Source organism: Bradyrhizobium sp. WYCCWR 12699 (assembly GCF_032144035.1).
Classification (GTDB): Bacteria; Pseudomonadota; Alphaproteobacteria; order Rhizobiales; family Xanthobacteraceae; genus Bradyrhizobium.
This window is the reverse complement of record NZ_JAVTJN010000021.1, coordinates 36,032-49,923: the sequence shown is the minus strand read 5'-3', so window position 1 is coordinate 49,923 and position 13,892 is coordinate 36,032. Positions and strand designations below refer to the sequence as shown.

Here is a 13,892-nt window from a genome sequence, read left to right as displayed (position 1 = left end):
CCCGATGTCGGCAATCACGCCTATGCCACACAAAGCTAGCGATCTGCCTGCGGACGGCGAGGCGATTCCAGCCGACAGTTGGGTCGAGCTAACCTTCGTCGACGCCCACGGTGACCCGCTGCCACCCCTCCGCCACCAGGAGGGCCGCACCCCGCGCGGCAAGATCACCGAGACACCGCCCGATCTCGACGCAATCGGCATCGACCCAATTGCCTCGCGCATTGCGACGACCATGCCCGCGCTGCTGCCGTTTCTGGCGGTCGGCTCTACGTCGCAACTCGGCGAGGCAGTCGCCCGCCTGACCGGCCTCGCTGACCTCGTCGATCTCGCCAAGCATGCCGGTAAAGCGTCCGAGCGGATTGCCAAGCGCACGACCAAGGAACTCGAAGCCCAACGCATCAGTCGTAGAACGCTACCAGCAGGCTGCCGACGACCTCGCCGGCGCCGTCGCGGAATTTCCCGCCATCGCATTCGAAGGAGATGCACCTGCGGTCGATGCTGAGGATTCCAAAGGCGGAATCCAGAAGATCAATGAGCATTTCGCGGCCCTGAAGGCGACGGCACTGGCCAAGGCGCGCGAAGTATTGGGCGAACAATTCAACCCCGAGGACAAGAAGGCCCGCGACGACCTCGAGGCGAGCATTCGGCCAGCCATCGAACAGCTATCGAAGCATCTCAGCGAGTTGCCCTCCATCGCGCGGCTCTCGGCCCTGTCGGCGAGCGCCGACGAGATCGCGGTGGTCGCCAGACTGTTGGCGCAGATCGATGCCGAGGCGGCGACGCTGGCCGCGCTTGCTGCGAGCCCCGACCGCGCGCGGCGGGCGCAGCTGTACGCTAGGCTTTCCGCCTGGATGCACGAGCATGGCCATGCCGATGACGGCATGTGCCCGGTTTGCGTCGGCCCGCTCCACGGGGAATGCGATCCGGTTACTGGTAATACGGTCAGCGACCACCTAGCGGAAGCCACGCGAGACCGCGAGGTTATCGCGCGCACCGTCGCCGAATGTCGTCGCACTGGTGCAGTCGCCTCCTCCAAGATCTTCCGCCTACCCTCGCGAAGGAAACCCGCGGCGACTTGCCAGGGTCACCCATCGACTTATTGAGAGCTGGATTGATTGACGAACTGTTCGGGACGGAATCGTTCCGCGGTGCGCTATCGGCGCTTCGCGCCGATGCTTCGGCGCTCGTGGATGAGCGCCTCGCGACTTTGCCTGCCTTCGAAGAACCGGACACTCGTGTGCTGCCTGCCGTATTGGTGACTGGAACGACGGCGTTGCAGCGGATAGTCGACCGCACTGTGCGTGCGTTGGCGTTCGCCGAATGGCGCGGAGCCAACGCCGCAGCACTGAAGAGTTTCCTCCAGCCGTTCGGCGCGGCCAGGACGGTGCCGCCGACGCGAGCCGGGCGATCGGCCGCCGATTGTCATCGCTGCTCGCGATCGTTGAGGGCGTCGCGCCGCTTAATACCGCGATCGAATATGTTCGCCGGATAGAAGCCGCCCGCGTGGAACATGCATCGAAGCAGGCGCGTATGGACGCCTGCTGCAGGGCCGTATCCGCGCTTGATCTGCTTGTGCCACTCGCCGAGCTCGCCCAGTCTCAGGTTGAGGCGCTACGGGCGAAGCTGCACAACCGGTCGGAGCACTGGCGGCGCGCGATCTACCGCAACGCGACCGGCTTTGCTCCCGACCTTACCGGAACTGGTATGGACGCACGGGGCGTACTTGAGCTCAAGGTCGGCCGCGAGGGCGTGACCGCACCTGCCCAGCATGTCTCCAACGCTTCTGCGCTGCGCGGCGCGCTGCTCGGCTTCTTTCTCGCCTTCCGCGAGCACGTCCTCACAACCCGCGGCGGTCTGTCATTGCTGGTGCTCGACGACCCGCAGAATGCTCGACAACGACAATCGCGAGCGCCTCGCGCGAGGTTTGGCTGGGCTCGCCGAGGCGGGCGCTCAGCTTCTAGTGACCACCCACGATCGCAAGTTCGCCCGCTCGCTCGTTGCCGAGAATCGTGCCGCCGACCGCGTTGAGCATCTATCTGTCCACCCGGTGAACGCGGTGCGGCCGACTCTCATCGTCTCGCCAGCGATCGAGGAGATCGATCGCGGGCGCCACGCGTTTCATATGAACTCCGATTCCGCTTCTGACGCACAGAACTATGCGGCCTGCGCGTCTTCCTCGAATCGCGGCTCGGTGATCTATTCGATGATGTTGCTCATCCCGCGTATGCCACATCGACGAAGCCGCTGACGCTCATCCCTCTGATGGACAAGCTGCGCGGGCTCGTCTCGATCGGGACAGGCGAACTGTTTGCCAATCCGGTCGTCAAGCGGTTCGCGGAGGATACCGCCCTCGCCGAAGGGGCGGAGCCGCGGCGTGTCCTCAACACGTCGCACCACGACAAGGCGTCGATCAGCTACATGGACGTAAAGGCTGTCGAAGCCGACTTCGCGCGGCTGCGGACCAGCATCGAAAAGGTCCACGAACAATTTCGCTTGTACCGGTGGCGCGAGCCACTCGCGCCTTCCGAGAGCAGAACGGACGTCGCGCCCTTGCGGCCGATCATCCGCCCCACCTTTTCCGTTCCGCTCTGCCCAGAAATCGCCGCGTTCGTCGGCGAATTGCCCGTGGGCGGGACGCAAGATGTTGCTGTCGAACGGCTTAGTGGCGAATGGTTCGAGGGCAAAGCGCTCTTCTACGTCCGCGGCGACACGTTGGGCTTTGCTATCCCCGGCGGCGCGGTCGCGATCGTCGAGGTTGAACCTTATCCTGGCCGCGACCAACATCTTGTGATTGCTCAGTATCGCAATCGAGTGCTGGCACGACGGCTGGTGACGTCACGTGGCGCAATCGGTGTCTCGCTAGCTGCGCAGATGCCCGACCCGCGGACCTCGCGCCCGACACTGACGTTCGACGAGAGCAAGCTGCGCGTGCACCGCATTGTCGGCGCAATCTTCACCGATATGCCGCCGCCGCCTGGAAGTGGCGAGGCAACGCCTGTCGATATGGTGCCGGAGCTTGCGCACGTCGTCGTCGCTTACCGCGTCAGAGAGGACAGCGCCGTTCCACTCGCGCTTCCCGGTCAGATCATTTTGGGCGGCGCCGAGCTAACAATTGGCTATCTCGATCGATGGGAGAACACACTTGTCGCAGTAACGCTCGATGATGGTACGAGCATTCTCAAGCGGGTCGGTGCCCGTCTGCCCGGTAAGTTGGCTCACCTCCGCCAATTCGAGACGATCGGCGGCCTCGGTTCGTCGATTGTCCTCGCGACCGAGGCGACCGATATCTTCGGCGTGATACCGACCTTGGTCACTGCGCGAGGAGTCGTTGGCGTGCTGTATGATTGCGCGTGATCAGGCGACGGAGTCGTTCGGATCGTTCGCAGGTACACCGAACGCCCGTTTTCTAACAGAGAGTGCAGATAGTCGCCTCACTGCTATCGGCCAGTCTTTGCAGTTCCCGAAATTGAAGTCGCCCGCAATCTCATCCAATTTCAACCTCGCCCATCGAGATCCTAAAGAAGATCAACGCCGCTGCGGTGCTTTGTCGGCGATGCGATTACCATCGGCAAGGCCCCTGCATAGCCGATGGCGGCTTGAGGAATAGCCTCGGCAGCGCGCTCCGCGTGCTGGCTCACCGGCCGGGCTCGTGAACGAGCCCACCCGCCGTCCGGCTTCGATCCCTCGCGCTGATGCCGTCTACCCGTCAGGCCACGTTCTTTATCGGAACCCCGCGGGGTTCGAGAACCGCGGTCGCCACATGCCCGTCGAAAGCTGTGCGGGCAACGCCGACCAGATGCTGATGATGAGTGAAGAAGAGCACTTGCGTCTTTTCCGCCAGCTGTTGCAGGACTTTGAAACCAGCCGCAGCCCGCGCATCGTCATAATTGATGAAAAGATCATCGGCGATAAATGGCGCTGGCGCGGAATGCGTAAGATACTCTTCTACGGCAGCGATGCGTAAGGCCATCAACAACTGATCGGCCGCGCCTTCGCTCAGTCCTGATACTGGGACGGCGCCTCCATCCCCGCGCAGACCCGCTAGGTGCGGAACATCCTTCTCATCGTATGCGAGCGTAAGCCGTTCGAAGGAACCGGCGGTCAGGATCGAGAACAATTCCCCGGCTCGCTTGAGCAGCGGCGCCTGCTTTTCACGCCGGAACCGCTCGATCGCCCATCTGAGGATCACCGACGCCGAACGAACGCGCGCATATTGCGCGGCAGCGTCGCCGCCGACGGCCTCGAATACGCGCTCGGTATCTTTACTGTGCTGGATATTGGTCAGTTGCCGCTCCCGGACCTCTTCGAGCGATTTCTTCAAAGTCTGTTCCCGCGCCGCAGCCTGGTCGGGATCGTTGCTGTGGCACTCCTCGGCGAGAACCACTAGGCCAAGACCGTCACCATCGGCTTCGAGCGTCGCGCAACCGCGCCCGTTCATCCTTGAGCGCGCGTTGTTGGTCAGACCGCTGAATAGCTTCGCGCAACGCGTCGATCGTTCCAGCGCCGGCCGCCCGTTGGAGCCCTGTCATAATGACCCGCGCGTCATTTCTCGACCTGTCGCAGTCGTCCAGCTTCTTCTGAAGATTTTCAACCGCTTCACTCTTCTCGTTAAGTGAGTCACGCGCCTGCTTCGACGCATTCAATCGTGCATGAAGCTTGAGGGCGGCCTCGTCTGCGTCCTCACCCGCCAGCTGCACCGACACCGATGCAACGAGCCTTTCGACCTCCGTTGCAAACGCCTTGATGTCGCGCTCGATCTTTCCGATTCGCTCGTGCTGCAAGTCCGCAATCTTAACTGACGTCTCGCGCATCTGGTCGATCGCGTCGATTTGCTCCTGAATGGTCTCAATGGGACCTTCAGCCGAAAGACTGAGCGCCGCCAAGGCGTCCTTCCACTGCGCATTCCAGGCGGCGCGTTCTTTCTCGGCGCCCTCGACCACACCGCGCTTGCGCTCGACGTCGGCCTTGAGCTTCCGCTCATCGAGCGCAAGCTCGGTCCGCTTTTGCGCATTCGCCTCTTCCGTGCGGATGCGCACTTCCGCCGTCGCCAAAATGCCGTTCAGGGGCAGGCTGCCTGCCGAGGCCGCAATCGCCGTATCCTGCAGCAAGCCCACTAGCTGTCGCTTGGCTTCTGCGATTTCGTGTTGCAGCGACGTTGCCGAGCGAGCTGCGCCGTCGCGCTTGGCGATCTGATCCAGCAGATCGGCCCTCGCGTCGAGCCAGTCGAGCATCTCGTCAGGGGGCAACGGGCCATCCGTGACACCGTTCCACATGCCGGCCCAGGCATGGCCAAGGCGCTCCGCTCTGCAGCTAACGAGGCAAGTTCTTGCTTGTTGGAGTCGAGAGCGTCTTGCTGGTCGGCGATCTGCCGAGCCAGCACCATGGCCGCAGCCGTCGACTCTGCGTTCTGAAACCGCTGATCCGCCGCCGCATCGGCATGGCCGACAGCCGTTTCATAGGCGTGGAGCAGCGCGTCGCCATCTGCGAAGGCGCGCTCTTCCGATTCCGGCACTGCGATATTGTCGACATGCCGACGCCTGATGATAGGCCATCCTGCGTCCCGGCGTTCCCGCAGCTTCGTCAAATCCTCGGCCGACACGATCTTTTCATCGGATACCAACCGCGCGTAGGACTTTCGATTGTTCTCGACAGCCCGAGTCGGATCGCGGATAGCCGCTTGCTGGCTTTGAGTACGGCCTTCAAGATCGCGCACCGCGTCGCGATGTGCCTTCACTGCGGCTTCGACCAGGATTTTCATGGCGCGCAAACTCGTCTCGTCAACGACCGCGGGATTCATCATCGCCATTTGCTGCCGACATAGTTCATCCGCGTCCCGATACTCTCGCTGGGTAGCCAGGAGAGGAGCGTCAAGATCGCCCAAGGCGGAAGTGGATTTGACCACGCCCGCCAAGCCCGACAGATCCTGGGGGGTCCCGATCGCCTCAATGCGAGCCTGGAGATTGGCCAGCTTTTCGCCCGCGTCTTCAAGGGTCTTCTGGGCATTCTCGACGGCCGCAAAGCGGCCGCCGCGAGAGGTCAGCAAGCCTTGCACGGCCGAAGCTTTGGCACGCGGCGGGATTCTATCAACCAGCTCGGCGGTCTCACCCGTCCAAGCCAGTTCGGACGCGGCCCACTTGAGAGCGTCTTCCGCCGCTGCGAGCTCCGCCCGCCGCTTTGGCAATCAGCTCTTCCCGAAGCGAGCTGGATTCTGAGCTTGGACAGGCGTTCGATCTCCGCCTCATGGAGCAGAACGTTATCGTCTATCGCGATCGCGGCGCGCTCAGCGCTGAACGTTGCTATCTGTTTCTGAAAGGCTGTGATGCGCGCCTCCGCGGCGGCGTTATCGGCCGACGCCTTGTCGAATTGCTTCGCGGCATCAGCGGGCAGATCGGCAACGACGCCGAGGGCCGTTATCTCGTATTCGATTTCGCCGAGACGCCGTACGTTGCGATAAACGCGCCGGACGCGCACGATTTTGGCGAGCTCGGCGACTTGCTCTTCGATCTCTTTCTCGATCTGGACACAGCGTCGCGCGCCTCTTCATAGGCGGATTTCAGCTCCTGCCATTTGGTCGCGGTGACCGTGTGTTGGCGCAACGTCGCTTCGGCCTCTTTGAGACGTTCCTCCGCCTGGTAATATTTCCGGTGCCCCGCCCTGCGGCTGCCCCACAGCCCGTCCGCTTCTTCCTGCATCGCCGCCAGTCGATCGCGAAGACCGGAGACGCCCGCCCCCGCGGCGAACAAGGTCGCGCCGACATCGTCCTTGGCCTGGATGATGTCCCGGCCGCCATCGCGCAGGCGCTCATGGGCGAGACAGAACATCCGGCAGAAGAATGCGCGATCTATCCCGCCGACCAACGGTCCAAGCAGCCCGTCGCCCGCAGGAAGAGGCAGCTCGTCAAGGCCGAGCAGCGTGTCCTTGTTGCCCTTGCGCCGCCGGATCGATAGCTCCGTTCCCTCACGTTCCAACGTCGCGCCGATGCGCAACGCCGCGTTCTCATGAAGAACGTTTCTTGCAGACTGACCCGGAATCCCGAACAGCAGCTCTTCAATCGCCGACATCGTCGTCGACTTGCCGGCCTCGTTCTCGCCATACACGATATGAAAATCGGGCCCTTCAGACGGAATATGAAGCGAGGCTTCGGTGAAGTGTCCGTACCGGATCAGGTCAAGGGAACGGACACGCATGGATCACCGCCTCTCTCGCAGCCAAGCGCGCGCTCAGATATGCGCCTGCCTGCTCAATCACCGCGCCAAAGTCTTTGTTGATCGCCGCCTCCAGAAGCGGATCGTCGATATCCAGCGCGGCATCATGCGGAAGCCTGCGGACGAGATCGCCCAGATCGCTCGCGATCTCCGCCTGCAAGTCAGCGTCGTCCGCAGCATGAGCCAGCAGGACAGGGAGATCGTTGATCGCGCTCCCATCCGACAGAATGCAGACCGCCGATGCCGATCTGGTCACATTGATAACGCGTTCGATCCAGGCGACCTCTTCACCGAGCGCGAGGGCTGCGGCGCGCGCTTCCGCCAGCAATTGCAGCCCGGAGGCCAGCAACTCGCCATGGAGAGCGGTCGCGCCGCTCAGCTGGATGCGGCAGGCCAGCAACCGGCCCTCTGCGTTTCTGGTGGCCTCGCCGATGATGCTCTTGATTTGATCGATGACGTCCCCAAATCGTGCGCGTTCGCCAACCGGCACGTCGAGATATATCCATCGCACGACGTCGGTATGCAATGGCTCAATGCCTTGCAGCGCGCCGTCCCTCACCGTGATCAACTGCGCCGACTTTGCGCCGGCTTCGCGGATATGGCGGCCTTGCAGGTTGCCGCAGAGACGTGCGGCTGCTCGTGCAGCACGCCGCCCTGATGCACGTGTGCAAGAGCCCAGTAGTCGTAGCCCTTGTTTACCAGTTCATCGAGCGTACCCGGTGCGTAATTCTCATGGGGGCCTTTCGGTCCTCCACGGGCGGTGTGTAGAACACCGATGTTGAAATACCCCTTCACGGGCGGTGGATAAGCCGCCGCCGCGTTATCCGTCGTCGCCTGCATACGGAAGCTCTGACTGTGGATCGCAACGCGAGGATCGTCGAGTTTGAAGGTCTGGGATTTGCGATAGCTGAACACCTGCACGTTGTCCTGGAGTGGCAACCGTTTAGTGATCTGACTTTCAACGTCGTGATTGCCGTGAAGAACGAAAGCCGGGATGTTCGCCGCGCGCAGGCGCCCCATCTGCCGGACGAAAAGGAGCCCGGTCTGAAAATCGCGCCAGTCGCCATCATAGAGATCGCCGGCGATGATCATGAAAGCAACCTGTCCGTTGATCGCTTGGGTGACAAGGTCCTCGAAGGCTGCTCGGGTCGCCGTTCGGATTCTTTCAGCCGCGGGACCTTCCTGACCGCTCAGACATCCGACGCACCGTTTGGATCTCAGCCGGTCGGCGTCGAGGATGCCGCATTCAGCCTGTCGGACAACGATAACAGCGAACTTGCGCTCAGCCCCTGGAGATGGCCGATCAGGATGTCTTCGCCTGAGAGAGCGATTCTCGAAATGCTGGATGAGCTCCCTGCGGATGAAAGCTTCCAAAAGGTCGATACGCTGTTCGAGGGCTTGGTGAGCCTGCGACCAAAACTGCTGAACCAACTGCTCGAGGAGTGCCGCAGCATCAAAGTCAAGCGCTTGTTTTTCATTTATGCGGACAAGCATGTACATCCGTGGCGAAAGCACATCGACACCGCCCATATAGAATTGGGCCGCGGTGACCGCAGCCTTGTGCAAGGCGGGCGGCTTCACCCGACCTGTCGCATGACAGTTCCGGCCGAGCTCGTGCCACAGGAAACGGTCGATGGCGCGTGAACGATACATGCGCCAGGTGGAGCTGCTGGTCCGGACATTGCCCTACATCGCGAGTCAGGACAGCTTCGCTCTGAAAGGCGGCACCGCGATCAATCTCGTTTATCGCGACATGCCACGACTGTAGGTCGATATTGACCTCGTCTACTTGCCGATCGGCGACCGCGACGCAACCCTCGCAGGGATCGACGCCGCTCTTGATCGCATTCGCGAGGATATTCAGCGTGATCTCCGCGGCGTCAGCGTTCAGCGCATCGCCGGCAGCGACAATAACGACACGCGGCTCCTCGTCCGGCAGGCTGGCGCCGAAATCAAAGTCGAGACGTCACCTGTCGCATGCGGCAAGGTTCACGCTCCCGAGCTTCGCGTCGTCAGCGATCCGGCCGCCGAAGCCTTCGGATTTGCGGAGATGCAAGTGGTGGCATTCGAGGATCTCTTCGGCGGCAAGCTCAATGCTGCTGTCGACCGACAGCATCCGCGCGACCTCTTCGAGGTGAAGTTTCTGTATGACAATGAAGAACTGACCGACGCGCTCTACCGCACGTTCCTCGTCTACGTCGCAAGTTCGGGGCGTCCTCCGCATGAACTCGTCCGTCCGTCATTGTCAGAACTTGATGACATCTTTGCCAAGGAGTTCGAGGGAGTGACGGTGCCGCCCGTCGGCCTCAACGAGCTCAAGGCAGCGCGGTCGCGGTTATTGTCCGATATGCTTGCACGGCTCGACGACGCGGCGATGCGCTTTCTGCTAACGCTCCATGACGGCGAGCCGGACTTCGAGGCCTATCGGCTTACCGCAGGCCGCGCAATTACCGGCGGTTCGGCGGAAGCTGCTCAATATCGCAAAATTGAAAACGCAAAATCCTGAAAAACATGCGCAGTTGCGTTCGGAGATCGAAAAGCTGCGGTCATAGCCCCTATAGCGGGTGTCTCTTCGTGCCTCGGCGAGATGCATTTCGACCAAGGCGTGACCAAGCCATATAAATGCGCGACCCACCCTGAGACGAACTAGTGGTCGCCGCCGACAAACTTGGGTACACCAAAGAAGGCGTCCCATTCGAATGACCTTGGCCGCGTAACTGACCTGGTCCCGGTTGTCTGAACAGCAACTGCGCGTCGATAAGTGGAGCCTCTGCCGGGTTTAGGCTGCCGTGCGAAGCGGCAGCGAGGTGAAGTAGGCTTGATCCGGTGTGCCGCCGTCAAGGCTCGAATGTGGACGGCGGCAATTGTAGAAGTCCAAATAACGGCCGATCGAGGCGCGAGCTTCGCTGACGCTGTCGTAGGCCCGCAGATACACCTCCTCGTATTTGACGCTGCGCCACAGCCGCTCGACGAACACGTTGTCCCGCCAGGCGCCGCGGCCTCCATGCTGATGGCGATGTCATTGTCAGCGAGCACTCCGGTGAACGCCGCGCCGGTGAACTGCGAGCCCTGGTCGGTGTTGAAGATCTCCGGCTTGCCGTGACGGGCCATGGCATCTTCCAGTGGCGCGACGCAGAATGCGGCCTCCATGGTGATCGACAGCCGCCACGACAGCGCCCGGCGGGTCGCCCAGTCCAGCACCACGGCCAGATAAACGACGCCTCGTGCCATCGGGATGTAGGTGATGTCCATCGCCCAAACCTGGTTCGGACGCGTGATCTCCATACCGCGCAGCAGCTATGGATAGATCTTGTGCCCGGGCTCGGGTTGGGTGGTGCGCGGACGGCGGTACAGCGCCTTTATCCCCATCCGCCGCATCAGCGGTTTGAAATGCCGGCGGCCGATCTTGCACCCCTCTGCAGCCAGTAGGCGTCGCAACATACGCGAACCGGCGAATGGAAACTCCAGGTGCAGCCGGTCGAGCCGCTGCATCAGCGCGAGGTCTTTGGGCGACACCGGACGCGGCAGGTAATCGACGCTGCCGCGGCTGATGCTCAGGGCTTCCGCCTGCTTGCTGATCGGCAGATCGTGTTCACGGTCGATCATCGCTTTGCGCTCAGCAATCCCGCCTTGGTGAGCGCTCCTTCTAAAAACTCGTTCTCCAGCGTCAACTCGCCGATCTTGGTGTGCAGCGACTTCACGTCGATGGTGGGTTCGGCGATCCGACTCCCGCCGTCCGGACCGAACACATCGGCAGCGCCGCCTTCGAGCTGCGCCTTCCACGATGTGATCTGATTGGGGTGAACGTCGAACTGCTCCGCCAGTTGTGCCAGCGTGCCGTCACCCTTGAGGGCGGCAAGCGCCACCTTCGCCGTGAAAGCCGCAGTGTCGTTCCGCCGTGCTCGTCTGCTCATCGTCGCTCCTGATTCGCGGGTCAATCTTGCCCGCCGTCAGGCAGAAACTCCACTTATCGCGCTGTTCAGATTTGCGGGACCAGCTCAAACCTCGCAAACTCATGCTGATATCGGATTGATCACTCAAATCGTCAGTGTCATCGAGGGTCGCCGACCTCTGCCCAGAGGAGGCGCTCCTGCTCGGCCTTCAGCTCTTCGAGAGATACCGGGATCGGATGGAGGTCGAGATTGTACATCGGCAATGGCCAATGCCGATACAGTACATTGACATGATCCTGGGTTACGGATTCGTCCGGCAAACTTTCGGAAATCAGCCGGTCCAGAAGTTGCTCGGTTAGACGTTCCGCGTCTTGCAGCGTCTCCTTCTCCCGACACTCAAGCTGCTCCCAAACCTCTGATGTGGCTCGTAGCCCCTCTACTGTGAACATTCCGCAGGCGGAGCAGCCCGGATCACGAGCAATCAGTTTGTCAAAGCCTTCTATCATTTCGGTCATCGACAATGATCCATCCGTTCGCAGTGCAACGAGCAATCTTCTGGCATCGTACGGATACGCGGTCCTTGCCTTTGCCTCCGCCGAGGAGTTCCTGCGCGCTGCGGCATTGGCCGAGACGACCTGCGTGATTACCGACGTCCAAATGTCCATGATGAGCGGAATTGACCTGCTGATGCATATGCGAAGCCCCGGTCATCGTATGCCGTTCATCTTCATCACGGCGATGGGGTGCGCGCACGAGCGATCAAGGCTGGCGGGATCTGCTTTCTTGCCAAACCGTTTTCCACGGCTGCGTTGATCAAGTGTTTGACCATTGTACTGCCGGGGTCAGGCGACACACACGCGTGAGGACCTTGGCCCCCTCCCCACGGCCTTCAGTCCCAAAGCGGGGATGCATTGCGAGATTCCCGTAGGTTGCGCTGCCGCGGTTATTTTGAAGGTAACCGGCATGAGCTCCCACGTCCGCAGTGATCAGTGAGCGCGGGCGTAGCGGATCGGCATCCAGTATTGCCGCAAGGCTTCGACCGCCGTGGGAATATCGGCGTGGGCGTTACGCAGAAGTTTCTTGGTCTCGCGGCCGCTTCGTGGCGGTCCAAGCAGCGGTCGGCCCTGATCGTCGCGACAGTGCAGCAGGATAGGTAGAAGTAGGCCGTGATTGACGTTGCCGATGTCCAGCAACGGTGCCCACGCCAATAGCTTGAGCCGCATCGCGGCGTAGAAGCCTTGGCACCATGGTCGCGGATCGACGTCTCCACTGGGTTTACGCCGGTGCATCGGCGCGAACCTGTCGGGTGCGGTCGAGAGGGTGTTGCTGATGTCGTTGTGACGCAGGACGACAGCCGATATGGCTGCAAACTCCGGGGTGCCGCCGTGGTTGAAGGCATCGGCATCGATGGCGAGCAGCGGGCAGATCCAGTCGAGTGGGCTCATCGACACCGGTCCGGCCACGATTGCGGCGACGTAGCCGTCGAGCATGGGGAGATTGGTGGCGTCAGGATGCTGATCGACCCTAGCCTGCAGCCATCGCTCGAGCTCCTCGAGTGGCATCGCGGCTGCCGTCATTGACGACGCTGCTTTATGACGACCCGGGCTCATGCCGCGGCCTGTGCGGTGCGCTGGCGCGCCGCCTTCCAGTGCCAGGCGAGCAGTTCGCGCAGTTGATGGCTCTTGGTTCCACCGGAGACAATGCGCTCCAGCACGTCGGTCAGATAGGCTTGCGGATCGAGCTCATGGAGCTTTGCGGTGTTCATGAGCGACGCGAGGATGGCCCAGCTCTCGGCACCGCCTTCGCTCCCGCTGAACAAGGAGTTGCGTCTTCCCATGGCAATCGGGCGCATGGAACGCTCGACCGTGTTGGAATCGACCTCGACGCGGCCATCGCTGAGAAGCAGCGTCAGTCCGTCCCAGTGATTGAGCGCATAGTTGATCGCCTCTGTCAGCTTCGATTGGGAAAACAGCTCATCTCAATCAGTAGCGCATTGAGCGCCACCATCAACGGGGCGCTCCTGGTGCGGCGGGCGGCCAGCCGCTGCTCCGCACTGCTGCCGCGGATCTCTGCCTCGATCGCATAGACCGCCTGCAGCCGTTCAATCACGTCGCGCGCGAATGGCGACTGCGTGGACTTGTACACCTGGACGAATTTGCGTCGAGCATGGACGAGACAAAAGGCGAGCTGGATCGCGCCGCCATGACGGCGGGCCACGGCCTTGTAGGCGGCATAACCGTCCACCTGCAGAACGCCGCAAAAGCCCGTCAACTGTCCGGCGATCTCCTCGGTGCCGCGGCCGTCGGCGAATACGTAGGTAACCGCCGGCGGCGAGGGGCCACCCCATGGCCGGTGATCCATAGCATGCGCCCAGAACTGGCAGATGCGGGGACGATGTCGTCCTGGATCAAGCACCGGCATCGGCGTCTCGTCGCAGAACACGCGCGGCGCAGCCTGAATGATCCGCAGCTACAGCTCATAAAGGCTCCTGAGCCACCAGGCGGTACGTTTGACCCAACCGGCGAGTGTCGCGCGGTCAAGATGGATGCCGTGGCCGGCCAGGATCTGAACTTACCGGTACAGCGGCAAATACCAGGCGAACTTCGAGACCACCATATGGCTCACGAGGGCCGTCGAGGCCATACCGCCCTCAATCAGGCGCGGCAGCACTTTGGCTGGACCGCGCCATCGGTGCAGCCGCGGCAGCCGTATTTGGGACGGATCGTGCGCAGCACGCGCAGGAGCGCCGGGATCACGTTCAACACCTCGCTGACGTCCTCGCCGATCTTGTGAG

General features: G+C 62.0%; 14 protein-coding genes and 4 pseudogenes. 8 read left to right on the top strand and 10 right to left on the bottom strand.

Going from position 1 to position 13,892, the window contains the following annotated elements; translation table 11 throughout:
- Window positions 1–88 precede the first annotated feature (88 nt).
- Window positions 89–337 carry a hypothetical protein gene (locus RPS27_RS09330; RefSeq protein ID WP_206733545.1) on the bottom strand — a complete coding sequence of 83 codons (249 nt, stop codon included), beginning with the start codon at window positions 335–337 and terminating at the stop codon, window positions 89–91.
- On the opposite strand from RPS27_RS09330, the gene RPS27_RS09325 reads away from it, so the two are divergent.
- The 4 genes from RPS27_RS09325 to RPS27_RS09310 all read left to right on the top strand — a co-directional run bounded on the left by RPS27_RS09325 (window position 336) and on the right by RPS27_RS09310 (window position 3,354).
- Window positions 336–1,103, top strand: coding sequence for a hypothetical protein (locus RPS27_RS09325; RefSeq protein ID WP_206733544.1), 768 nt, complete (start codon window positions 336–338; stop codon window positions 1,101–1,103). The two genes, RPS27_RS09330 and RPS27_RS09325, sit on opposite strands and share 2 nt — an antisense overlap.
- 8 nt (window positions 1,104–1,111) lie before the next feature.
- On the top strand, window positions 1,112–1,492 hold the full coding sequence (locus RPS27_RS09320) for a hypothetical protein (RefSeq protein WP_206733201.1): 381 nt from the start codon (window positions 1,112–1,114) through the stop codon (window positions 1,490–1,492).
- Window positions 1,493–1,885: 393 nt separating this feature from the next.
- Window positions 1,886–2,248, top strand: coding sequence for an ABC transporter ATP-binding protein (locus RPS27_RS09315; protein ID WP_206733200.1), 363 nt, complete (start codon window positions 1,886–1,888; stop codon window positions 2,246–2,248).
- 14 nt (window positions 2,249–2,262) lie between these two features.
- Window positions 2,263–3,354: a hypothetical protein gene (locus tag RPS27_RS09310; RefSeq protein ID WP_206733199.1), complete on the top strand. Its 1,092-nt coding sequence runs from the start codon at window positions 2,263–2,265 to the stop codon at window positions 3,352–3,354.
- Between the two features lie 352 nt (window positions 3,355–3,706).
- On the opposite strand, the gene RPS27_RS09305 is transcribed toward RPS27_RS09310, so the two are convergent.
- Together RPS27_RS09305 and RPS27_RS09300 are read right to left on the bottom strand one after the other, a co-directional pair.
- Window positions 3,707–4,438 carry an ATP-binding protein gene (locus tag RPS27_RS09305; RefSeq protein ID WP_128929783.1) on the bottom strand — a complete coding sequence of 244 codons (732 nt, stop codon included), beginning with the start codon at window positions 4,436–4,438 and terminating at the stop codon, window positions 3,707–3,709.
- Entirely contained in the window at window positions 4,398–5,246 is an 849-nt protein-coding gene (locus tag RPS27_RS09300) for a hypothetical protein (protein ID WP_128958633.1), read from the bottom strand. The genes RPS27_RS09305 and RPS27_RS09300 overlap by 41 nt, the downstream gene beginning before the upstream one ends.
- A gap of 104 nt (window positions 5,247–5,350) precedes the next feature.
- Between RPS27_RS09300 and RPS27_RS09295 the strand changes: the two genes are divergently transcribed.
- Window positions 5,351–5,821 carry a hypothetical protein gene (locus tag RPS27_RS09295; protein ID WP_128958632.1) on the top strand — a complete coding sequence of 157 codons (471 nt, stop codon included), beginning with the start codon at window positions 5,351–5,353 and terminating at the stop codon, window positions 5,819–5,821.
- A gap of 589 nt (window positions 5,822–6,410) precedes the next feature.
- Here RPS27_RS09295 and RPS27_RS09290 read toward each other — a convergent pair.
- The 3 genes from RPS27_RS09290 to RPS27_RS09280 are packed head-to-tail and all read right to left on the bottom strand — an operon-like array spanning window position 6,411 to window position 8,297.
- On the bottom strand, window positions 6,411–7,187 hold the full coding sequence (locus RPS27_RS09290; protein ID WP_128929785.1) for an ATP-binding protein: 777 nt from the start codon (window positions 7,185–7,187) through the stop codon (window positions 6,411–6,413).
- Entirely contained in the window at window positions 7,168–7,773 is a 606-nt protein-coding gene (locus tag RPS27_RS09285) for a hypothetical protein (RefSeq protein WP_167506286.1), read from the bottom strand. The genes RPS27_RS09290 and RPS27_RS09285 overlap by 20 nt, the downstream gene beginning before the upstream one ends.
- Entirely contained in the window at window positions 7,770–8,297 is a 528-nt protein-coding gene (locus RPS27_RS09280) for a metallophosphoesterase (RefSeq protein ID WP_167506287.1), read from the bottom strand. Before RPS27_RS09280 ends, RPS27_RS09285 begins: the two co-directional genes overlap by 4 nt.
- Window positions 8,298–8,321: 24 nt before the next feature.
- On the opposite strand from RPS27_RS09280, the gene RPS27_RS09275 reads away from it, so the two are divergent.
- Together RPS27_RS09275 and RPS27_RS09270 are read left to right on the top strand one after the other, a co-directional pair.
- A complete protein-coding gene (locus tag RPS27_RS09275; protein WP_232995616.1) occupies window positions 8,322–8,849 on the top strand; it encodes a type IV toxin-antitoxin system AbiEi family antitoxin domain-containing protein in 528 nt (175 codons plus the stop codon).
- A pseudogene (locus tag RPS27_RS09270) lies at window positions 8,839–9,711 on the top strand (nucleotidyl transferase AbiEii/AbiGii toxin family protein). Before RPS27_RS09275 ends, RPS27_RS09270 begins: the two are co-directional and overlap by 11 nt.
- A gap of 273 nt (window positions 9,712–9,984) precedes the next feature.
- Here the strand turns inward: RPS27_RS09270 and RPS27_RS09265 are convergent.
- Together RPS27_RS09265 and RPS27_RS09260 are read right to left on the bottom strand one after the other, a co-directional pair.
- A pseudogene (locus RPS27_RS09265) lies at window positions 9,985–11,119 on the bottom strand (IS3 family transposase).
- A 137-nt stretch (window positions 11,120–11,256) separates the two neighbouring features.
- Complete coding sequence (locus tag RPS27_RS09260; protein WP_128955101.1) at window positions 11,257–11,613, bottom strand: hypothetical protein; 357 nt, start codon at window positions 11,611–11,613, stop codon at window positions 11,257–11,259.
- Here RPS27_RS09260 and RPS27_RS09255 point away from each other — a divergent pair.
- Window positions 11,585–11,961 (top strand): annotated as a pseudogene (locus RPS27_RS09255) (response regulator transcription factor). The gene RPS27_RS09260 and the pseudogene RPS27_RS09255 overlap by 29 nt on opposite strands.
- Window positions 11,962–12,084: 123 nt before the next feature.
- Here RPS27_RS09255 and RPS27_RS09250 read toward each other — a convergent pair.
- Both RPS27_RS09250 and tnpC read right to left on the bottom strand, forming a co-directional pair.
- Window positions 12,085–12,675: a YecA family protein gene (locus RPS27_RS09250; protein ID WP_128955102.1), complete on the bottom strand. Its 591-nt coding sequence runs from the start codon at window positions 12,673–12,675 to the stop codon at window positions 12,085–12,087.
- A gap of 29 nt (window positions 12,676–12,704) precedes the next feature.
- Window positions 12,705–13,892, bottom strand: a pseudogene (tnpC, locus tag RPS27_RS39685) (IS66 family transposase); the annotation flags it as partial.